The organism is Streptomyces sp. ICBB 8177 (genome assembly GCF_003144095.1).
Lineage (GTDB): Bacteria > Actinomycetota > Actinomycetes > Streptomycetales > Streptomycetaceae > Streptantibioticus_D.
In genome coordinates this window covers 1,671,186-1,692,793 of sequence record NZ_NSKH01000018.1, presented here as the reverse complement: position 1 = coordinate 1,692,793, position 21,608 = coordinate 1,671,186, and the positions used below count along the sequence as shown (strand labels likewise).

Here is a 21,608-nt window from a genome sequence, read left to right as displayed (position 1 = left end):
GAGTGGCCTGCCGCGATCGATCCGCGACCGGATCGGAACGTATTCCCCGCGAACAGTACTGCTCGCCCTCAGCATGGCGCTCCTGCCCGCATCCGCTCTCACGGGCTGCGGCTCCGCCGCTGCCGTTCCGTCGACGTTCTGCGGGTTGAAGATCGACAAGTCGCTGTACGCCCCACTGTTCCCTGGTGGAAAAACCCTGAGCGAGAGAGGCGCGGCCTTCATCAGGATGTCCAAGGAGCAAATATCCGCTCGCGGCGGTCGAGGGTGCACCTACCGGGACAACGATGGAAAACTGTATCTCGGAGTGGGAGAGCAGCCGGTCGACCAGGACGACATCTCCAAGTTCGTCAAGGCTCCAGCAGGCAGTGACGTGCGAGACTACGACCCCATCAACGGGCCGTACCAAGAGGCATCCTGGACAGACGATCTCGGGGGCTACGTGGCGGCCATCGTCCCGTGCTCGATTCCGATGCTCGAAACGAATTCAAAATGGTACGCGCTCTCGATTCAGGCAGGAAGTTCCGCTGCTGATGTGAGGACGCTGCGCAAGCTGATTGGCCCCGCCGTGAAGGCCTACCTGGCCGTGACCCCGTGCCAGCCGACGAAGCCGAGCACTTCGCGCTCGCCGGAGGCATCGTCGCCGTCCCCGTCCAAGGCCAGGAGCAACTGAGGGTCGGGGGCCGCCGGCGCGGCCCCCGACCCTCAGCGTCGCCTCACGGCGCTCATGCGTGGAAGTACTGCGACGCCTTGCGGTCGGTCGCCTGGTACGAGCCGTGGGCGTCCTCGACGCGGCGGGCCACGTCGTCCAGGACCGACTGGATGTCCGCGGCGCGGGACTGCCAGATGGCGTCGGCCTGCTTGAAGGACTGCTGGGCGTCGCCCTCCCAGGTCTCCGAGACGCGCTGGACCCTGCGGCGCAGCTGTTCCAGCTGGTTGCCGAGGTCCTTGGCGGCCGTACGCAGCGCCGTGGCCGCGTCGGTCAACGAGGAATAGTGGACCTTGAGGTCGTCACCGGTGCTCATGGTGCCCCCTGAGGAAGATGGTTCGGATGATGGTGGTCGCCTCCTCCGCGAAGGACCGCGGTAGGGGTCCGACCGGGCTTAGAGACTGCTGAGCCCACTCGCGGGCTGGCCGCCGACGTTGACGCTCTTGAGGTCCTGGAGAACCTGCTCGTCATTGGTCTGAGCGCCGACCTTGGTGTCGTGCACCGCTTCCCTGATCCCTTCCAGGACCTTGCGCAGCGCGGTGTGGTCGTCGTTCAGCTGCTCCTGAGCGCGGACGAAGGCGGTACCACCCAGGCCCTTCCAGTCCGACTGGAGCTGGGCGATCATGTTCGCCAGGTTCTGCACCTGCTTGGTCATGGATTCCGTGGTCGTCTGGATGTCCGTCTCCAGAGACTGGATCTCGGCATAGGTGAGCCGCTGCTGCTGAGCCATCTGTTCCTCCCCCTTGTGGAAGTCTTCGGTCGGTGCGGTCTGTTGCTCGCTGCGTGTCTGCGCTCTGCTTAAGGCCGATACGGACCGAACTCGGTCCACCGTATCCATTCCGAACGGTGCCACACCGATCGGCAACTCAACGCAGCTGTGATGAACCGGAGTTACGCTCCCTTCCGTCGCCTCAGCGCGAACGCGCCCCCTCCGCCGAGGACCACGACAGCCGCCGTGGCACCGAGCGCCCACGGCAGGACGCTGCCACCTCCAGTCGAGGCGTCGGCCCGGGCCTGGGCCTTCTGGATCGGGCGCGAAGAGGTCGAAGGCAGGCCGGAGTCCGACGGTGACGGTGTGGAGTCAGGTGTTCCCGGCAGCGGAAAGACATTCGCTGGTCCCGGGTCTCCTTGGTGTTCGATGACGGCGACGCGGGGGCGGACCAAGCCGTAGCCGACGTACTGACTGGGCACCCTCCCCGTGGTGGGCTTACCGGCAGTCGACAACAGGACACGCAGAACCTGGTTCGCTGTCCAACTCGGGTGTTGGGACCAGATGAGGGCTGCCGATGCGGAGGCGAGGGCACAGGCGGAACTTGTCCCACCGCTCTGGCAGTACTGCTCACTTTTGACGCTACAGCGCTGGGGGATGTTGTCACCGGGCGCAGCCAGCGCGACCTGTGAGCCATGGGTGGACCATTTGGTCACTGCGAGATTCTGTCCGACGGCTCCGACGCCGACCACGCCGGGGAGAGAGGCCGGAGCGGCATCCTCGTTCTTGCTGTCTCCGTCATTGCCTGACGAGGCGAACATCAGGACACCCTTGCTCAGGGCATAGTTCACCGCGGATTGGAACTGTGGGTCAGGACCCGTGATCCCGTCGCTGAGAGACATGTTTGCGATGCGAGCCCCGTGTGACGCTGCATAGCGCAGGCCCTCGGCTGCGTCTCCCACACCGTTCCCAGGGCCCACCTTGACGGGAAGGATCTTGGCTCCCGGGGCAAGGCCCTGAATCCCGTTGTCGGCCCCCGCCCCCGCGATCAGCTCCGCCATCTCCGTACCGTGTCCGTCCTGATCAGACGTGTCGCGGGACGAGTTCAGAACGTTGCCCCCTGGCAGGAGTCGTCCTGTCAGGTCCGGATCGCCGGTCCTGACGCCACTGTCGATGACTGCGACGGTGATTCCTGCGCCTGTAGCGTGCTGCCACATCGCCGTGGCCTGCATCGGTGCGAGATACCACTGAAGGGACTTGACATCCACAGCCGACGCAGTCGGTGCGGACAGGGCGCAGGTGGCTCCCCACACAATGAGCACAATGATGCCTCGTGTGAGCCTGCTCATAGGCCTACCGCGTCCGACAGTGCGCACAGTGCTCCAGCATCCGTATGTCCTCATTGCTTGCGCCTACCCGAGGACCGGCGGGACGACATCCGTCCTGCCGACCTCCCAGGTCTCTTCTTCCTCTTGCAGGTAGTCCGGCCGAGCGGCGCCCCGTCTGCCACCTCTGCTCATTGGTAGTCCAGGCATGCCCGGCCCCCCAGCAGCCCGGCCTCCGGCGAGTCCGGAGCCGCCAGAGGTGAACTGCTCGGAGTCCTCGGCAGGAACGCCCCGTTCCTCCTGGCCGCAGGCCATTTCACCACCGCGGACTGAGGGAATACCACTGGCTGCCGAAGACGCGCTGGAGCCAATTCCGACTGTGACTCCCGACGCGGGGGACTCCGGCTCCGCGCCGATCACACTGCTGAAGCGTCGTACGGGGCGGAAGTTCGGCGAAGTCCGCACAGTGCCGCCGAAGATTCCCCCACCCGATTCGCCCGTTGGGGAGTGAACAAAGGAAGGTAGGTCCGGTCCCGCATCGCCCTCGCCCGGGGGCCTTTCTCGCGGGAGCTGCGTGATGCTGTGGGTCCGCTCGGACAGGGTGCCCGCCGTACCGTATGAAGGAAGCAACACGTCGGGCCGCCTACTCGATCCAGCGCCAGAGCTGTCCGGCCCACCGTGGGTCGGCGCGGCCGATGGCCTCATCGTTACCGTGCTTGGAGACGCGATGGAATCCAGCGATGTCCGCGGGGTCGCACGCCCCTCCGCCTCCGGCGCGGGGGGCCTAGCTGCTGAGCGCACGACGGGCCCACCGCTCGAATCAGCTTCGCTGAGTGTCGCTTCCCGCGAGACGTTGTCCCGTCCGAACTGGGGCGTTTCCCCTGTCTCTGCCGAGGTACCAACCGATCCGTACGGACGAAGGTAGCCCTGTCGGTTAAATGTCATCGGCAGCGGCTGGAAATTAGGGGACTTCCCTGCGGAGATCTGGCCGTTGGCCCACTTGTACGACGACGACAGGCTCTCCATGAGCGTGATCGCCTCCTGACGGTCGGGCTCTTCCGCCTTGACCGCCGCCTGCTCCTTCTTCGGGTCGACGAAGCACTCCGTGCGCTTCGACTTGGGCATCGCGCTCTGTACGTATTGCAGGCTCGACCCCGCGGTGATGAGTTGTTCACCGACCAGGCCCGTGTAGTCCGCGAGGTCGTAGCTCTGGGTCGTCAGTTGAGAGCCCCAGTCCTGGAAGGCCTGGGCGCTCTCTCCCTCCCATGAGACACCGCTGAGGTGACTCTTCAAGTCGTCCGCGACGCTCTGGATCTTCGACTGAGCATCCACAAGCGCCTCGCCGGTCGTCGTGAGATGCTTCCAGTTCGCGGACGCCACCATTGCGTTCATGTCTTCCAGCGACAGGCCTTCGAAGGACGACTTGAACGAGGGGTCGAAGGGGGCACCGCCTCCCGGGTCCGACCTCACAGCGATCCCTCCGTCCCGCTGCCCACCGTAGACTTCCCACCGCCGGACGGCTGCCCCGTACCGGAGTGCTGGGACGCCGGCGACTGGTAGTACTGCGCCGTGCGCTTCTGGATCGCCATGAGCCGCTCCTGCTGCTCCTGGTCGATGCCCTCGTAGTCGCCGTTGGCCATCTGGACCGCTATGCCGAGTGCCTCGATCTGGTCGCTGAAGGTCTGCGACATCGTGACCAACTGCGTGTGCACCTTGTCGTACTGCGACGCGAGATCGTGGGCCTCCGTGAAGTCGCCGTACGAAGCCTGCGGGATCTTCCGGGTGCCGAGCCGCTTGTGGGACGCCTCGGAGGTGTCCAGGTCGGCCAGGATCTTGTCGATGCGGTCCTTGAACTTCTTCAGCGACTCCGCTTCGCGCGCGAGCTGCTGCGCGTTGGTGTCGGGTGTGGTCACGACGCGCTCCCCCCGGGTTGTCTGCTGCGCCACGTGACGCTCACTCTATCGTCGGGCACTGACAGCCTTCAAAGCGGTAACTGGGCTGCTTATTAAGCGACTTGGCGGCCGGTTATTGCCTGTTGAACAAATGCATGAGGACCCATGCTTGTCCGTCCGACGGATAGGGCGGTCAAAACGGATACGACGGAAAGTCAGAGGGTCGGCCGGTGGCCCGGACCGGCGGACCGTCACACCAACGCGAACAGGTGAGGACGGCAGTCGTCGCAGTCGACCGTGTCGCCCTCCCCTCCAGACCCGCACTTCGCCGGCGCCGGTCCGGAGTGGTTGCCCACTGACCGCCCTCACCAGTGCGGGCGAAACCGACATGCCCCGCGTCCGGACATGACATCACCGCTCTTTCGAACGGCACGGAATTCCCGGCGCCCAGGGCGGCTGCCACGGCGGCGGCCACGGATCCCGGGAGCCTCGCCGACGTTCCCCACGTAATCGCCACCCGTTCGCCCGCTCGCCGGCGAACGTTCACGCACACCGTCCCACTTTCGGCCGTACACCGCCGAATGGTCTACACCCCTTGACCACCCGTCAGGTGCGCGGTACCCAGGGATGGCGATCAGGGGAGGGTGGGAGAGCCGGTTCGGGTCCTCGGGGTACACCGTCGAAGGGGTCATTCGTGAGGCGACGACAGAAGGCTTGGCGGAAGATCAGGACGTACGCGGCCGTACTCGGGCTGCTGGGCGGGATCGGGCTGGGGGCGGGGGCCGCCGGGCCGAGCGCCGCCGCGGCGGCCGGGCCGCCGAGGCCGCTGGGGCAGGTCGTACCGGAGCCCGCCTCCGTCCAGCCGGGCGGCACCCCGTACACGCTGGGGCGGCATGCCGTGATCGACGCGAGCGGCCCGGCCGAGCAGGTCGGGCGGTACCTCGCGGGCCTGCTCAGGCCATCGACCGGGTACGCGCTCCCGCTCACCCATGACGCGCGGCCTGGTGCCATCACCCTGCGCGTCGCCCGTGTGCCCGCGCTCGGGGACGAGGGCTACCGGCTGGACGTGCGCGACTCGGGCATTCTGATCGAGGCCGGCGCGCCCGCGGGGCTGTTCCACGGCGTGCAGACGCTGCGGCAGCTGCTGCCCGCGAACGTCGAGGCGCGGACCCGGCAGGCCGGGCCGTGGACCGTCGCGGGCGGGACCATCACCGACACCCCGCGTTACGCCTATCGGGGCGCCATGCTGGACGTGGCACGGCACTTCTTCACCGTGGCGCAGGTCGAGCGGTACATCGACGAACTGGCGCTCTACAAGATCAACTACCTGCACCTGCACCTCACCGACGACCAGGGCTGGCGGATCGCCGTCGACTCGTGGCCGAAGCTCGCCACCTACGGCGGGTCGACCGAGGTCGGGGGCGGTCCCGGCGGCTACTACACGAAGGCGCAGTACGAGCAGATCGTGCGCTACGCGGCAAGCCGCTTCATGACGGTGGTGCCCGAGATGGACATGCCCGCGCACACCAACGCCGCCCTCGCCTCCTACGCGGACCTCGACTGCGACGGGGTCGCTCCTCCGCTGTACACCGGCACCAAGGTGGGCTTCAGCTCCCTGTGCGTCGGCAAACCCGTCACGTATACGTTCGTCGCCGACGTGCTGCGTGAGCTGGCGGCGCTGACGCCCGGCCCCTATCTGCACATCGGCGGCGACGAGGCGCACTCGACCAGCGCGGCCGACTACACGACGTTCATGGACAAGGTCCAGCCGATCGTCACCGGGCTTCACAAGACGGTGATGGCCTGGAACGAGATCACCGACGCGCACCCGGTCAAGGGCGCCATCGCGCAGTACTGGGGCACGACGGGGACCGAGGCCTCCGTCATCGCCGCCGCCAAGGCGGGGACACGACTGGTGATGTCGCCCGCCAACCACGCGTACATGGACATGAAGTACGACAAGAACACCGTCCTGGGTCTCAACTGGGCCGGGTACATCGAGGTCAAGGACGCCTACGACTGGGATCCGGCGACGTTCGTCAAGGGCGCCCCGGCGTCCGCGGTCTACGGGGTGGAGGCGCCGCTGTGGTCGGAGACCCTCACCACGAGCGCCGACATCGACTACATGGCCTTCCCCCGGCTTCCCGCCATCGCCGAACTGGGGTGGTCTCCGGCCGCCACGCATGACTGGAACTCGTTCTCCGTCCGGCTGGCCGCTCAGGGCCCGCGGTGGGACGCGATGGGGATCGGCTACTACCGCTCGTCCCAAGTCCCCTGGCCCGCCACCGGGTCGTAGGGGTCGCGCGAGCCGCCACGCCCGCCTGTTGCCGTTCTGTCGCCACTCCTCGATCGGGTGGCGACAGTCGGCGGCATAAGGTATCGGCCATGTCTTGGCCCCAGAACCCCAACGATCCCCAACAGCCGCCGCAGCCCGGGCAGAGCCCGGACCCGCAGCAGCAGCCCGCGCAGCCGCCGCAGAGCGAGTCGGCGCAGACCGCGCCGCAGGCCGGCGGGCCTGAGCAGGGAGCGCCGCAGGGGTTCGGCCCGGCCCCGCGTTGGACGCCGACCGGCGAGATGCCGCAACTGCCGCAGCCGCAGGGCGGTTTCCCCGGCCGGCCGTCTCAGCAGTACCCGCAGCAGCCTCAGGGGGCGTTCCCGCCGCCGCAGCAGGGCACGTACCCGCCCGCCCAGCAGCAGGGCGCCGGCTACCCGCCTCCGCCCCCTCCGCCCGGCGGCGCCTTCCCGCCCCCGCAGGCCGCGCATCCGGGGCAGCCCGGCGCCAACCCGTACGGTGCCGCCCCGCAGCAGTACGCCGCGCCCCAGCACGGCGCCCCGCAGTACGGCGCCCCGCAGGCCCCCGGCGCCCCGCAGTCCGGCCAGGATCCGCAGGGTCCGCCGTCCTCGGGCAGCCGCAAGACGCTGTACGCGGTCGTCGGCGCGGTGGTCGCGCTCGCCGTGATCGGCGGGGGCATCGCCTTCGCGATGCAGGGTGGCGGCAAGAAGTCCGACCAGGCCCGCAACGGCCCGCAGTCGTCCGCCTCCGCGCCGGCGCCCGCCCCGCCCGCCTCGGGCGGGCCCAACTCCACCGCCGGGCCGCTCAAGCCGTTGATCGCGGGCTGGCAGACGCAGACCCGGGCCGCCCACCACTTCGCGTACGACGTGCCGCCGGCCTCGCAGCAGTGGCACGTGTACGACCCGGGCATCGAGATCGCGTACACCGACGACCAGGGCAAGCCGATCGTCACGATGAGCGGCACCGCCGACTACCACGAGGGCGGCTGCGCCTCGCACCCGAACGCCAACACCGTCGGCCAGGCGGGCAAGGGGCAGTTGGCGACCATCGGCACGCAGGGCGGCAGCGGCGGCACTCCGCAGCAGGACGCCTACAACGTCGCGGGCAATTGGGTGTTCGCCGCCTACGGCGGCGCCGACCACAAGCCGAAGATCTCGGTGACCAAGGCCGTGCCGTGGGACCACAACGGGCTCAAGGGCTGGACGTCGACGGCCACCGCCACGGACATCTACCGGCCCAGCTCCTGCGTGCCGCCGCGGGCGATCGCCAAGACGATCGCGCAGCAGTTGCCGGACGGCACGGTGCACGAGTGGGTCATCTACGCGGACCAGGGCGTGCCGAACGCGCTGACCGAGGCCCAGATCGACAAGATCATGAGCACCGTGCGCCCGTACAGCGGTTCCTGACAGGCGTGCGCGGTACGGGACGTATACGTCGCTCCGACAGGCGCGACGTATACGGCACACCCGCCGACGTGACGTACACGTCAATCCGGTCCGACGTGACGCATACGCGGCTCCGCCGGCCGCAACGCATACGTCGCTCCGGCAGGCGCTGCGTATACGCCGCATCGTCCGCTGCGTCGCGGCGGCTAGCGTGACGTACGGCGGCGTCGTGCGTCACGTACCACCACCGCGCCGCCCGCGATCGCCGCGATCAGCACCACCGCCGCGCCCAGCGCGTACATGGCGGTGCGTTCCGCGCGCTGCTGCGGGGTCTCGCCGAGCGTGAGGGCGGCGGGGCGCACGCGTTCACCGGTGGCGGCGGACCGCTGGTCGGGCACGGGGTGGTCGATCGGCCGGGCGTCGTCGGTGAGCGCGCGGACCGGGTCGACCACGCCCCAGCCGATGAAGTCGTTGCGGCCGGGGTCGACCCGGTCGGCGGTCTGCTCGATCTGTGCGACGACCTGCCCGGCCGTCCAGCCGGGGTGCTTGGCCCGGACGAGGGCGGCGACGCCTGCCACGTAGGGCGCGGAGAAGCTGGTGCCGTTGTCCGCGCACTGTCCGCCCAGTGGGACCGTGGAGACCATGTCGACGCCGGGCGCCGCGACGCCGACGAAGGAACCCGCCTGGGAGAAGTCGGCGCGTTCGTCGTCGCGGTCGGAGGCACCGACCGCGAGGACGCCCGGGTAGGCGGCCGGATAGGTGGTGTTGAGCTTGCCGCCGGTGCCGTCGTTGCCCGCGGCGGCGACCACCACGACGTCGCTGTCGAGCGCGTGGCGTATGGCGGCGCCCAGGAGGGGGTCGGGGGTGAGCGGGTTGGCCACGTCCTGCGAGATGTTGATGACCCGGGCGCCGTCGCGCACCGCGTCGTCGACGGCCTTGGCAAGCGACTTGGTGTTGCCGTGCCCCTGGTCGTCGTTCTGCCGGATGGGGATGATCGTGGCCTGCGGCGCGATGCCGACGAAGCCGGTGCCCGGCGCCGGGCGGGCGGCGATGATGCCGGCGACCTCGGTGCCGTGGCCGACGGTGTCGTCGGTGCCGTCGCCGCCCTTGGGGTCGATCAGGTCCTCGCCGTCACGGGTGTCGACGGCCTGACGCAGCTGCGGGTTGCGGTTGTCGACGCCGGTGTCGATGACCGCCACCTTCACGCCCTTGCCGCGCCCGTACTGCCACAGCTGGTCGAGCAGTACGCGTTGCAGCGACCAGGGGGTGCCTTTGATCTGCGGGGCCGGGTAGGTGCACTCGCCGTCGCCATCGAGGACGGTGGCGGCGTGGCCGACGGGTGCCGCGCAGAGCGGCAGGAGGAGGGCGGCGGCCAGCGCGGCCGGTGCCAGGCGACGCGCGCGCATCACGAACCCTGCGGCTGCGCCGCGCTGTTGGTGTCGAGCGTGGGCCCGGCCGGCAGGAACGCCGACCAGGTCTGCGGGACCGGCACCGGCTGGACGTCGCCGTAGCCGAGCCGTACCTGCGCCTGGTCGGTCTGCTGCTGTCCGTCCGGCCCGCTTGCGGCCGAAGGGTCGGTGATCTTCGACTTGGCGGCGTCGCTGTCGTCGTTGGACTGAACGCCGTACCGCAGCCCGGTGTCGGTCAGCAGGAACACCTGGCCGCTTCCGCCGGCGCTCCCGTTCACCTGGCGGTAGAGCAGGCCCGAGCCGGGGGTGACGTACGCGGTGGCACCGCCGTCCGCCACGGCTGCCGGGTAGTCGGTGCCCGCCCAGACGCTGAGCGCGGGCCGCGAGCCGTTCATCGTGCCGCGGTAGACGCTGCACACGGTGGACGTGGAGCCGGTGTCGGCCTGGTGCGGCATGGTGGCCGGCCAGCCGGTGCCACCGAGGTACGGGGTGGCCGCGGGGGTGAAGTCCTGCGCCGCGACGTGCTGCGGGGCGGGGGTGCCGCCGGGGTACATCGCCGGTGCGCCGGGCGCGTTGAGCAGCAGGGTGGCGACGAGGTCGGAGACCCGGGCGACCTGGCCGCGCAGCACCACGTAGCTCTGGGTGCCGCCGCCGCTGGGGGCGCTGAGCACCATGCCGACGCGGTCCAGTCCCGGGTCGAGTCCGGGCACCCCGGCGGGGCCGCCGAAGCCGTCCGGGTGCGGGAAGGCCAGCGGCCGGCCGGAGTTGAACGTCTGCAGCCAGTCGGCGGTCACCTTCTGCGGGACCGCGCCGTCGCCGAAGAGGGTGCGCAGGAGCAGGTTGGGATCGCCGCCGCGCGTCTCGCCCTGCTCTATGGGGAACCTGGTACCCGAGGCGTCCACCAGGTAGCGCGTCCCGTCCGGCCCCTGTACGTACAGCGTCTGGTCGCCGCGCAGCCGCCCGGAGCCGTCCACCTTCGACGCGTCGCGGGCGGCGAGGACGAACGCGGCCTTCTGCGCCGAGGTCACGTCGCCGCCCGGCTGCTCGCACACCGCCCACAGCTTCGGCGTCCCCGCGTCGGCCGCGCTGGGCAGCCGGTCGGGCGCGTACGGGATGCCGAGGGTGGGGCCGTGCGGGATCCTGCCGTCGTCCAGGACCGACTCGTCCACCTTGAGCACGCCGAACTTCGAGGGGTCCAGCAGGAGTTTGGCGGAGGCGAGGTTGAGGACCGGGTCGAGCTGCTTCTTGCCGTCCACCTCGACGACGACGTACCGCGTCGTGGACTGGCTGCCCACCAGGACCTTGGAGTACGCGTCGCTCCATCCCGGCGGCGCGCCGGGTTTGATCAGGCCCCAGGCGCCGAACCCGGCGACCAGCAGCGCGGCGGCCACCACGCTCGGCACCACCGCGCGCAGCGGGCGCGGCGCGCCCTCCTCGGAGCCGGACGGTGACGGCTGCAGGAACGCGGCGATGGTCCGCTTCCTGGCGAAGGTGTACGCGTTGAGCTCGTCCCGCCGTGAGGCCATGGGCTGTTCGTCTCCCCCAGGTGTGTCGCTGTGCGCCGCGAGGTCGCCGGGCGCCATGCCGCCGCGCGCCGGGCGTGGCGGTCGGCGGGGCACCCGGCCGTCGTTGTCAGTGCGGCCCTCTACTATGCCGTTAGTGGATCGGCACGCGCCGTGCGGGTGCGGCGGACAGTCTGTCAACAGCCCTGCCCGGCACGGGTGTCGGGGTCGGGTGGCCGGTCCGGGGCGGTGACAGGGCAGGGACGGCGACGGGAACGGGGCTCCGGGACGGCCGGGGTGCGAGGGGGGCGACGGGGATGGCCGGCACGACGACGGCGGTACGGAGCCACGCCGGGCCGGACGGCGGCGCGGCGCCCGTCGCGGGCGTGCCGTCCGGTGCCGGTGCCCCGGCCGGGGTGGTGCTCAGGACCCAGCCGCACTCCGGTCGCTTCGGGCCGCTGCGGCTGGGCCAGTTGGTGCTGATCGAGGTCGCCGTCGCCGTGCCGCTGGCCGCCTGGGCGACGCATCCGCTGCTGCTGGTGCCCGCCTGCGTGGTGGCGGTCGCCCTGGTGCTGCTCGCGGTGGTGCGGCGGCACCGGCGGCCCGCGCCGGAGTGGCTGGCGGCCGCGGTGGCGTTGCGGGCGAGGCGGCGCGGTGCGGGTCAGCCGGTGCCGCCGGGCACCGACCCCGGTCTCGCGCCCGCGGTGGAGTGCGAGCCCGCTCTGCGCACCCTGACGTATCTGCGTCCCGCACGCGGCGGTCCGGACGGTCACGCCGACCGCGAGCAGCGCGCCGTGGGCATGGTCGGCGACGGCACCTTCCTGACCGCGGTGCTCCAGGTGCAGGCCTGCGACGTCCCGTTGCGTCCGCTGCGCACGGCCCGGCCGCTGCCGCTCGACCTGGTGTACGGGGCGCTGGAGGTGGACGGCGTGCGGCTGGAGTCCGTGCAGGTCGTGCAGCACACCCAGCCCGCGCCCGCGCCGCACCTGCCGGAGCAGGCGATGGCGGCCCGCTCCTACGCGCCGTTGCAGGCCCGGTCGGGCGCCCCGGCGGTCCGGCTGACCTGGATCGCGCTCAAACTCGATCCGCAATTGTGCCCCGAGGCGGTACGGGCCAGGGGCGGCGGGCTCGTCGGGGCGCAGCGCGCCCTGCTGCGCGCCGCCGACCAGTTGGCGAGCCGGCTGGCGGGCGCGGGCTTCGACGCCAGGGTGCTGGACGAGGCCGGGCTGACCTCGGCGATCGCCACTTCGGCCTGCGTCAACCCGCACGCCGGGGCGCAGGCGTCGCGGACGGACACCCCCGCACGCCGTACCGCCGAGACCTCCCGCACCTGGCGCTGCGACGACAGGCGGCACACGACGTACTGGATAGGCCGCTGGCCCCGGTTGGGCCCCGGGGCGACGCCCGCGCCGAACCTGGTGGCGCTGCTGACGTCGATGCCCGCGCTGGCCTCGACGTTCAGCCTGACCGCGAGCCGGGGGCCGGGCGACGTCCCGGCGCTCACCGGGCACATACGGGTGACCGGGCGCAGTGACACCGAACTGGTGGCGACGCGGCGGCAGTTGGAGCGTGCCGCGCGCGGGGTGAAGGTGGACCTCGTGCGGCTGGACCGTGAGCAGGTGCCGGGTGTGCTGGCGACGCTGCCGCTGGGGGGTGCCCGCTGATGACGGTGCCGACGGCTTTCCCGGGCGAGCCCGCCGGCCCCGGGGCTGCTGCCCCCGGCGGGCCTGGCTTCCCCGGCGGGCCCGCGGGCCCGGTCGGTCCGGTCTCCCCGGGCGGCGACGCGACGAACACCGCGGCGCGGGGCGGGCGTTCGCGCGGTGGCCGGCCTCGGCTGGGGTTCGGGCTGCGCGGGCCGCGTCGGCCCCGGCACGTACTGGCCGCCCAGCAACTGGCCGCCGTGGGGCTCCCGGTGGGCGACGACGGCGTGGTGATCGGCGTGGACGCCGCCGACCGCCCCGCCGTGCTGGGCGTCAACCGGCCCACGCCGCTGGACGTCGTGCTGATCGGTGGGCTCTGGACGGCGCAGGTGATCGCGTTGCGGGCGGCGGCCACCGGTGCCCGGGTGGCGGTGGAGACCGCCCGCCCCCAGCTGTGGACTCCGCTGGCCCAGGCGGCGGGTGGCGGGCAGCCGTGCGTGACGGTGCACGACGTCGGGCGGGTGCCGCCGCAGGGGGCGTCGGTGGGCAGCCCGGTGCTGGTGGTGCGGGACGCGGGCGTGCGTCCGCCGCGCGGCCGGGTGGCGGCGGCGCCGTGGCAGTCGGTGCTGACGCTGCTGCCGTATCTGGGGCCGACCGCGCCGAGGTTGCTGGAGGGCGCGTCGCTCGTCGGGGTGCAGCGCGTCTCGCCGGACGAGGCGCGGCTGATCGGCCGGCTCATGCGGCTGCCCGAGCGGGACGTGGAGGCGCTGCCCGGGCTGGGCGACCCGTTCGCGTTGTGGTGCACGCGGCAGCACCGGCAGTTCGTGATGACGCGGCCGACCGAGGCGGAGACGGGGCTGCTGGGCGGTCCGCGCCGGGTGGACTGAGGCGCACCGGCGGCCGTCTCCGGCCCGGGGGACGGACCTGACACGGATGCCGGTCGCATGATTAGGCTGTCCTCCTGAGCGGCAGGAGCACAGCAGGTGCCCGTGGCACGGCTCGCGTGACACCGGTCTCCGGGAGGACGCGGGCAGGGTCGCGGGGGCCGCCGCGGTACGGGGGTGGGGTCACCGGTGACATACGGCATGCGCCGTGTCCGCCCTCGCGGTGCCGCGCGCCCGCGTGCGACGTGGACGCGACCGGGCATGACAGCAATCCAGGAGGCACAGTGAGCAGCGACCGGGACGAGAACCACGTCGGCGGTGACGGGGCACGGTCGACGGACGCCGACTACACGGGCGAGTTCACCATCGACTACACGCCGCCTGCCTGGTACATGACGAACAACAGCGACGAAAGCGGCACGACGGCCGCCGCTGACGAATCCGGCGCGAGTGCCGCGACGTCCTCGCCGCAGCCTCCGGTGACGCCCCCTCTGCCGCCGTTGCCGCCCCGCCCGGCGGACCCCGCCGGCGCCACCGGGCCTGCCGCGCCCGCCGGTTCGCCCACCTCCGCGCAGGGTGCGGGCTCCGGCGCCCCGGAAACCCAAGTACCGGGAGCAGGCGGGCAGTCGGGGACGGAACGGCCCAACTCGACCATGCGGTTCTCCGCGTTGTCCCTCGACGGCATCAAGGCCCCGGCCCCCTCCGACGCCTCGTCGGACACGACCGCCGAGGGCGAGGGCGCCGGTGAGGCGCGGCGGGAGCCCGCGTTCCGCTCGACCGAGCGGTTCTCCGCGCTGTCGCTCAAGCGGCCGGAGCCGCAGGCCGAGGAGCCAGGCGCGCCCACGTCCACGCCATCCGAGGCGACGACGCCGCAGTCCCCGACCCCGGTCACCACGGCTGCGGTCACGTCGTCCACCGCCGACGCGCCCGCCGACGCCGGCGTCGCTCCCCCGGCTTCGCAAGCCCCGCGGCCTTCGCAGGCGGCGCAGTCCGCGTCGGCCTCGCAGCCCGCGCAGGCGTCCGGCCCCGCCATACCTCCGGCGCCCCTGCCCGGACCGCCCTCCCCCACCGACCGCGTTCCGGAACTCGCGCCGCAGTCCCAGCCTCCGCAGGCCCAGCCTCCGCAGCCGGACGAGCCCCGGCAGCCGCCGCAGCCCCCGCAGGGGCAGCCGGTCGCTCCGGTCGGCGCGCAGTCGTGGGCGCCGCCCGCGCCGGACGCGCCGTGGACTCCGACGTCCCCGCCCGGCCCGCAGCCGCCGCAGCCCCAGCCGCACACGGCCGTACCGCCGTTGCCCCCGCAGTTCCAGAAGCCGCAGGCCCCGCCCGCGCTGCCCCAGCCCCAGCCACAGCCCGGTCCCGCCGAGTCGCCGATGGCACCGCCGCAGCCCGCCTACGGCTACCCGCACCAGGGACAGCCCGGCTCCCCGCTCCCGCCGCCCGCCGCCGACCAGCCGCCGCGGGCCCCGTTCCCGGCACAGGGCGGCCCGGCCCCCGTACCGCCGCCGCACCAGCAGGCGCCCGCGTACGGCTACCCGCACCCGGCCCAGCCGGGACAGCCCGGGCAGCCCTCCGCACCCCTGCCCCCGCCCGCCACGCAGCAGCCGCAAGCCCCGCACCACCACGCCGGGCAGCAGCCTCCGCAGCAGCAGGCCCAGCCGCAGGCGCCCGTCGACCCGCGTACCGGCGGCTGGCCCACCGTCTCGCCCGACCAGCGGCAGCGCACCGTCGGCGGCGCGCCGCTCGGTTACACCGCCGCCGTCGAACTGTCCTCCGACCGTCTGCTGCGCAACCAGCCCAAGGCGCGCAAGCCCGGGAGCAACGTGCCGGGCGGCTCCCGGTTCCGGTTCGGCGCGAAGCAGGCGGAGGCGGAGCGGCAGCGCAAGCTGGAGCTGATCCGCACGCCGGTGCTCTCCTGCTACCGGATCGCGGTGATCAGCCTCAAGGGCGGCGTGGGCAAGACCACGACGACCACCGCGCTGGGCGCCACGCTGGCCTCCGAGCGGCAGGACAAGATCCTGGCCATCGACGCCAACCCGGACGCGGGCACGCTGGGCCGCCGGGTGCGGCGCGAGACCGGCGCGACCATCCGCGACCTGGTGCAGAACATCCAGTACCTCAACAGCTACATGGACATCCGCCGCTTCACCTCGCAGGCGCCGTCCGGTCTGGAGATCATCGCCAACGACGTGGACCCGGCGGTGTCCACCACGTTCAACGACGAGGACTACCGCAGGGCGATCGACGTGCTGGGCCGTCAGTACCCGATCATCCTCACCGACTCCGGCACCGGCCTGCTCTACAGCGCCATGCGCGGCGTGCTGGACCTCGCCGACCAGCTGATCATCGTCTCCACGCCGTCCGTGGACGGTGCCTCCAGCGCCAGCACGACGCTCGACTGGCTGTCCGCACACGGTTACGCGGATCTGGTCAGCCGCAGCCTCACGGTGATCTCCGGGGTGCGCGAGACCGGGAAGATGATCAAGGTGGAGGACATCGTCTCCCACTTCGAGACGCGCTGCCGGGGCGTGGTCGTCGTGCCGTTCGACGAGCACCTGGCGGCGGGCGCCGAGGTGGACCTCGACATGATGCGGCCGAAGACGCGCGAGGCGTACTTCACCCTCGCGGCGATGATCGCCGAGGACTTCTCCCGCGCCCAGCAGGCCCAGGGCCTGTGGACGCAAGGGGACGGCAGCACGCCGCCGCCGCAGGTCGCGCCGCCGGTGCCGGGCCAGCAGCAGCCCGGCTACTACGCGCCGCAGCCGCCGTACGACGGCTACTCCGGCGCGCAGACCCCGCCCCCGCCGCCGTACGAGGGCCGGCCCGCCCAGCAGCCCCCGTACCCGCAGCAGCCCGGCGCCCCGCAGCCGGGCGTGCCGCCGCAGGGCCCTGCCCAGGGCGCACCGCAGGGCTGGCCGCAGCAGCCCGCGCAGGGACAGAACTGGCAGCAGCAGGAGCCGCCGTCCCCGCCCCAGCCCCAGCCCCAGCCCCAGCCGGGATACGGCTACCCGCCGCCTCCGCCGCAGGGCTGAACGACCGCGCAGGCGCGAGGGCCCGGACACCCGCTCGACGTGAGCGGGTGTCCGGGCCCTCGCGCTGGAAAGGCCGTGGCCGGGGGCGCTCAGCCCTCCACGAGTTCCCGGGCCCGCTTGACGTCGATCGCCATCCGTTCCAGCAGCGCGTCGATGGAGTCGAACTTCTCCTGCCCGCGCAGGTAGGCATGGAAGTCCACCGCCGCGTGCAGCCCGTACAGGTCGAGGCCGACGCGGTCGATGGCGTACGCCTCGACGGTGCGCTCGGTGCCGTCGAACGTCGGGTTGGTGCCGACCGAGATCGCGGCGGGCATCCGCTCGCCCGCGACCACGAGCCAGCCCGCGTAGACGCCGTCCGCCGGGATCGCCGAGTGCGGCAGGGTCTCCACGTTGGCGGTGGGGTAGCCCAGTTCGCGTCCGCGCTGGGCGCCGCGCACCACCACGCCCTCGACGCGGTGCGGGCGGCCGAGGATCTCCATCGCGCCGGTCACGTCGCCCTCCGCGATCAGCCGCCGGGTCAGGGTGGAGGAGAACGGTTCGCCGCCGCCCGCCTCGCCGCGCATGAACAGGTCGACGACCTCGACCCCGTAGTCGTACTTCAGACCGAGCGCGGAGAGGAACTCCACGTCACCGGCGGCCTTGTGACCGAAGCGGAAGTTCGGCCCCTCGACGACCAGGCGGGCGTGCAGCTTCTCGACCAGCACCGTGCGCACGAAGTCGCCCGGCGACAGCTGTGAGAACTCGGTGGTGAACGGCAGGATCAGCAGCGCGTCCACACCGAGTTCCGCCATCAGTTCCGCGCGGCGGTGGTGCGCGGCGAGCAGCGGCGGGTGGCTGCCGGGGCGGACGACCTCGCTGGGGTGCGGGTCGAAGGTGACGACGACCGCGGGAACACCCAGTTCACGGGCGCGTTCCACCGCCCGTCCGATGATCAGCTGGTGTCCGCGGTGCACTCCGTCGTACGAACCGATCGTGACGACGCTGCGCCCCCATCCCTCGGGAACGTCTTCCAAGCCCCGCCAGCGCTCCACCGTGACCGCTCCTCGCCCGTACCGTTTCTCGTCCTTGGGTACCTACAGAAAAGCTCCCGTCTGTAGGTAGGGTCCAAGCCTGCCATGTCCGCGCCGCCGGGCGTGCACGGGTCCGGCGGGCGGGGCCGTCGCTGCCGGTCGCCGGGTTAGCGACCGACGGCGGTCTCCTGTGCCCGCAGCACACCCAGCAGTTCTCTGCGCAGCGGGCGGGACGCCGGTGTCCCGGCCGACGTCAGTACGGGGGTGAGCGCGCGCCGCACCTCCTGCCCCGGCGCCCGCAGCAGCCCCGCGACCAGCGGGAAGAGCACCGCGCGCGCCGCGGGGCCCTGCTCCAGCCGGGCGTCGAGGTACGCGGCGACGTGGGCCGCGCCCTCCGGGCAGCGCCGGGCGTAGCCGCCGACCAGCGCCGCGGCGCGGCGGGCCAGCGCGGGCGTGGTGACCCGGGCCAGCGCGGCCAGCACCTCGGCCGCCCCCGGCCCCGGTTCGCGCAGGCGGCGGCCGAACGCGGCGAGCACCGGTTCTGGGTGCGTGGGGAGCGCGGCGGCCAGCGCGCTCGCGGGGACGCACGGATCGCCCGCGGCGAAGCGCTCGACGGCGGCGGGCAGATGGCGGTTGCGGGTCACCGGGTCGCGGACCAGCAGCGCCAGTGCGGCGCCGCGGGTCCCCGAGGCCTGCCCGACGGGGCCCGCCGGTCTCGCGTCCACAGGATGCGATTCCTCCAGCAACGCCAGCGCCGCCCGGCGCAGGCGGGCGCGGTCCTCCTCGGTGCGGGCGTGCGGGGCGACCCGCAGTCCGTGCCCGGCGGCGGCCACCCGCCGCTCGACCCGTTCGTCGCCGGCCCAGCGCTCGACCGCACGGCACACCGCGGACGGCTCGTCCTCCGCCAGCGCTCCGAGGAGTTCGTCGGCGCGCGCGTGGCCCGCGTCGGCCAGCGCCTCGGTGAGGGCGTCCAGGGCGCGATGCCGGTGGGTGTGCAGCAGGGCCTGGGCGGCGGTCGCCACCGTGGGGCGCGGCCGGGCACCGGGGGCGGCGGCCAGCGGCCGGTCGTCGCGGAACCAGCGGCACAGCACCGGCAGCGCGGCGGCCGTGTCCTCGCGCAGCGCCTCGTCGACGGCGGCGATGAACCGGTCCTGTCGTGGCCCGGGCCCGGCGTCCCTGGGCGGGGGCGGGGGGTCGGCGGGCAGCAGCAGCCGCAGCAGGTCCAGCCGGGTCGCGGTGCTCAGCGTCAGCCGCCGCCAGAACCACGGCCCGAACTCGGCGAGCCCCGGCGGCACCCGGGGCCCCTCGGGACCGGCGAACCCGCCGCGCGGCACGGCCCGCACGGTGATCCGTTCGGCCAGCCGACGCAGCACCCCCCGGTACGGTTCTGCGTCCGGCACCCGCAGCAGCGCCTCCCCCAGCAGGTGCGCCGCCCACCACGTGGCGTCGGACCTGCGTTCCTCGGGGGCGTCGGGGCGCGGGTCGGCGGCGTGCGCGACGACCCGGGTGGGTTCCGGGGCGTCCGCGTCCAGGGCGGAGACGAGAGCGTGCAGGCGGTGCGCGAGGGAGGCGGGGCCCTCGCGGCGGGCGGTGAGCAGCAGGGACTGCGCGACGGGTCCGATGCGGTGGCGGGGCACCGGCAGGGTGTGCGGCGGCTCGGCCGGGGCCAGCGCGGGCGCGGGCGGCGGCGGGGGCGGTCCGCCGTCCGGCGGCGCGATGGCGGCGGGACGGGACGGCAGGCGTACGGCGGCCTCCCGGCCGGGGCGCGGCGCGGTCGTCCAGCGGTGCACCAGGGCGTGCAGAGCGGCGTCCAGGTCGAGGTGGGCGCCCTGGAGCCAGTCGCCGAACTCCTCGTGCGCGAAGCGGTATCCGGCGCCCGCCGGGACCAGCAGTCCCTCGCCGAGCACCGCGGACGCCCAGCCGCCGCGCCAGGGGAAGATCCGCTCGAACGCCTCGCGGTCCAGCTCGCCCTGGCCGGGGCCCAGGCAGCGGCGGGCCGCCTCGTGCGCCTGGCCCGCGACCCGGGTGGCCAGCCGGCGCAGCGTGGAGGGCGTGGCGTCGGACGCGAGCCGTTCCGCGACACGCAGGCAGACCAGGTCGAGATGGGCGGCGAAGACGTCGGCGCGGTCGGGGACACCCCTCAGGCCGGGTGTGGCGGCGCGCACCTCGCCCAGCAGCCGCAAGGTGAGCGGGTGCGCGGCGTCGGCGGGGGCCACCGCGTCGTCCGGCACGCCGTGGCGGGCGCGGGCGGACGCGGCCTGGCGGGGTCCGAGGTCGCCGAGCAGAACGCAGGACGGCAGGGCGCGAGCGGGTGTGCCCGGGTCGTGGAGCGTGCCCGGCGGGAAGCGCCGTCCCGCGTGCTCCCAGAACTCCGGGCGGCAGGCGACGACCAGTCGCACGTCCGCGTCCCGCAGCCAGTGCGCGGTGCCCGCGATCCAGTCGGGCAACGCGTGCGCCAGCGCGGGCGGCATCTCCTCCGGGGCGTCCAGCAGCACCAGCAGGGGCCGTCCGGCGCCGCGGGCGAGCCGGGCCACCGCGTCCGGGCTCACGCTCTCCGCGCCGCCGCGCAGCGCCGTGCCCGTCGCCGCGTCGATGATCCGCCCGGCCGCGCGCAGCGCCCGTTCCACCGCGTCCCGCAATCCCCCGTCGCCAGGCCGCAGTTCGGCTCCGCGCAGCCAAACCGTGGGCGCGGGACGCGCGTCGTGGGCCCGGCGGGCGGCGAAGGCGGCCAGTTCCGTGCTGCGGCCGCAGCCGGGTTCGCCGACCAGCGCGAGCACGGACGGGCCCTGGTCTTCGGCCGGTTCGGCGAAGCGCCGCAGCTGCGTCTCGGCCTCCGGTCTGCGCACGGGCTCGAACCGCTCCCCGAGCGGCCCGGCGCCCGTCGCGGAGCCGACGCAGGTGCCGGTGAGGTGGAGGACGCCCGCGAGGTTGAGGTGCGGGCCGTAGGCGGGGACGGTGGCGGCGTTGCGGGCGAGTGCCTCGGCCAGCGGCCCGGTGCCGCGTGGCGGGATCGCGTAGGCGGCCGCGGGACGTTCGGCGTGCAGCGCGGTGGCGAGCAGTGCGACGACCGCGCCGGTGGTGGCGTCGATCAGCGGGCTGCCGGAGGCCAGCGAATGCGGGCGCAGCGCACCCGCGTCGCGGGTGGCCAACGCGTAGACCTCGGGCAGCAGATGGAAGCGGTCGGTCGCCGTGTACGTGCCGGGGGCGGTCCCCGCGACGCGTGCCTCGGTCCACTCCTGGGCGCGGACCCTGACCCGGCCGTCGGGGTCGGCGGGCCCGTACGGCGCGACCGGCAGCGGCGGGGCGAGAAGTCCGTCGGTGGCCACCAGCGCCAGTCCCAGGCCCGGCAGCGGGGTGACGGCGGCGGCGTCGGCCAGGCAGGTCTGCTCACCGGCCGCGTGCAGCACCAGCCTGGGCAGCCCGTCGACGGCCTCGTGGCTGGTCAGCAGCGTGCCGTGGGTGTCGATGAGGAACCCCGTGCCGCGCGTTCGCCCGGCCAGATCGTGGATCCGCACCAGCGAGTCGTCCGGATCCGGCCTCCCCCGGCCTGCGCCGCGCGGAACTCCGAGGGCCATTCACCAACCTCCCCGTCGAATCGGCAGGAAACGCGATTCGACGGTAGGGCTGAACACCCTTTCCCGACAGGGCGTGAAGGAAGGACGACCCTTCCCGCGACCGAATTCACCCCCGTTTCCGCCACGTTGGGGTGAATCACCGCCACGACGTGGATAGCCGCTGGTCACAGGGGCATCGTCGAAGTCTGCGCGATAGTCGGTGAGTCCGCCGCGAGACGCCCTTCGCAGAGCGCACGACCGCATCCTCCA

At 73.1% G+C, this 21,608-nt stretch carries 15 protein-coding genes; 6 read left to right on the top strand and 9 right to left on the bottom strand.

Translation table 11 applies throughout. The features are described from left to right. Window positions 1–145 precede the first annotated feature (145 nt). Window positions 146–670, top strand: coding sequence for a hypothetical protein (locus tag CK485_RS28525; protein WP_146214550.1), 525 nt, complete (start codon window positions 146–148; stop codon window positions 668–670). A 52-nt stretch (window positions 671–722) separates the two neighbouring features. On the opposite strand, the gene CK485_RS16085 is transcribed toward CK485_RS28525, so the two are convergent. From CK485_RS16085 to CK485_RS16065, 5 genes are all read right to left on the bottom strand, one after another. Beyond that, window positions 723–1,022 (bottom strand): WXG100 family type VII secretion target, encoded by a 300-nt coding sequence (locus CK485_RS16085; protein WP_109451208.1) that lies wholly within the window; start codon window positions 1,020–1,022, stop codon window positions 723–725. Window positions 1,023–1,100: 78 nt separating this feature from the next. Beyond that, on the bottom strand, window positions 1,101–1,436 hold the full coding sequence (locus tag CK485_RS16080) for a WXG100 family type VII secretion target (protein WP_158288217.1): 336 nt from the start codon (window positions 1,434–1,436) through the stop codon (window positions 1,101–1,103). A gap of 161 nt (window positions 1,437–1,597) precedes the next feature. Further along, window positions 1,598–2,632 carry a S8 family serine peptidase gene (locus tag CK485_RS16075; protein ID WP_241968467.1) on the bottom strand — a complete coding sequence of 345 codons (1,035 nt, stop codon included), beginning with the start codon at window positions 2,630–2,632 and terminating at the stop codon, window positions 1,598–1,600. 195 nt (window positions 2,633–2,827) lie between these two features. Beyond that, window positions 2,828–4,210, bottom strand: coding sequence for a hypothetical protein (locus CK485_RS16070; RefSeq protein WP_109451202.1), 1,383 nt, complete (start codon window positions 4,208–4,210; stop codon window positions 2,828–2,830). Next, the gene (locus tag CK485_RS16065) at window positions 4,207–4,653 is read right to left on the bottom strand and encodes a hypothetical protein (protein WP_109451200.1); all 447 of its coding nucleotides are present in this window, start codon (window positions 4,651–4,653) and stop codon (window positions 4,207–4,209) included. The genes CK485_RS16070 and CK485_RS16065 overlap by 4 nt, the downstream gene beginning before the upstream one ends. Window positions 4,654–5,401: 748 nt before the next feature. On the opposite strand from CK485_RS16065, the gene CK485_RS16060 reads away from it, so the two are divergent. Together CK485_RS16060 and CK485_RS29665 are read left to right on the top strand one after the other, a co-directional pair. Continuing rightward, complete coding sequence (locus CK485_RS16060) at window positions 5,402–6,928, top strand: beta-N-acetylhexosaminidase (protein WP_275124639.1); 1,527 nt, start codon at window positions 5,402–5,404, stop codon at window positions 6,926–6,928. An 89-nt stretch (window positions 6,929–7,017) separates the two neighbouring features. After that, a complete protein-coding gene (locus tag CK485_RS29665; protein ID WP_241968366.1) occupies window positions 7,018–8,331 on the top strand; it encodes a hypothetical protein in 1,314 nt (437 codons plus the stop codon). Window positions 8,332–8,516: 185 nt separating this feature from the next. On the opposite strand, the gene mycP is transcribed toward CK485_RS29665, so the two are convergent. Together mycP and eccB are read right to left on the bottom strand one after the other, a co-directional pair. Next, on the bottom strand, window positions 8,517–9,716 hold the full coding sequence (mycP, locus tag CK485_RS16050) for a type VII secretion-associated serine protease mycosin (protein WP_109451196.1): 1,200 nt from the start codon (window positions 9,714–9,716) through the stop codon (window positions 8,517–8,519). Beyond that, window positions 9,716–11,245 carry a type VII secretion protein EccB gene (gene eccB / locus CK485_RS16045; protein WP_109451194.1) on the bottom strand — a complete coding sequence of 510 codons (1,530 nt, stop codon included), beginning with the start codon at window positions 11,243–11,245 and terminating at the stop codon, window positions 9,716–9,718. The genes mycP and eccB overlap by 1 nt, the downstream gene beginning before the upstream one ends. Before the next feature lie 293 nt (window positions 11,246–11,538). On the opposite strand from eccB, the gene eccE reads away from it, so the two are divergent. The 3 genes from eccE to CK485_RS16030 all read left to right on the top strand — a co-directional run bounded on the left by eccE (window position 11,539) and on the right by CK485_RS16030 (window position 16,774). Continuing rightward, a complete protein-coding gene (eccE, locus tag CK485_RS16040) occupies window positions 11,539–12,885 on the top strand; it encodes a type VII secretion protein EccE (RefSeq protein WP_109451192.1) in 1,347 nt (448 codons plus the stop codon). Next, window positions 12,885–13,748, top strand: a complete 864-nt coding sequence (locus CK485_RS16035; protein WP_241968365.1) for a hypothetical protein — start codon at window positions 12,885–12,887, stop codon at window positions 13,746–13,748. Before eccE ends, CK485_RS16035 begins: the two co-directional genes overlap by 1 nt. Before the next feature lie 281 nt (window positions 13,749–14,029). Next, the gene (locus CK485_RS16030) at window positions 14,030–16,774 is read left to right on the top strand and encodes an SCO5717 family growth-regulating ATPase (RefSeq protein ID WP_109451190.1); all 2,745 of its coding nucleotides are present in this window, start codon (window positions 14,030–14,032) and stop codon (window positions 16,772–16,774) included. 89 nt (window positions 16,775–16,863) lie between these two features. Here the strand turns inward: CK485_RS16030 and CK485_RS16025 are convergent, their stop codons facing one another. Continuing rightward, on the bottom strand, window positions 16,864–17,805 hold the full coding sequence (locus CK485_RS16025) for a bifunctional riboflavin kinase/FAD synthetase (RefSeq protein ID WP_109451188.1): 942 nt from the start codon (window positions 17,803–17,805) through the stop codon (window positions 16,864–16,866). Window positions 17,806–17,951: 146 nt separating this feature from the next. Then, on the bottom strand, window positions 17,952–21,359 hold the full coding sequence (locus CK485_RS28520) for a serine protease (RefSeq protein WP_146214548.1): 3,408 nt from the start codon (window positions 21,357–21,359) through the stop codon (window positions 17,952–17,954). Window positions 21,360–21,608: the final 249 nt, after the last annotated feature.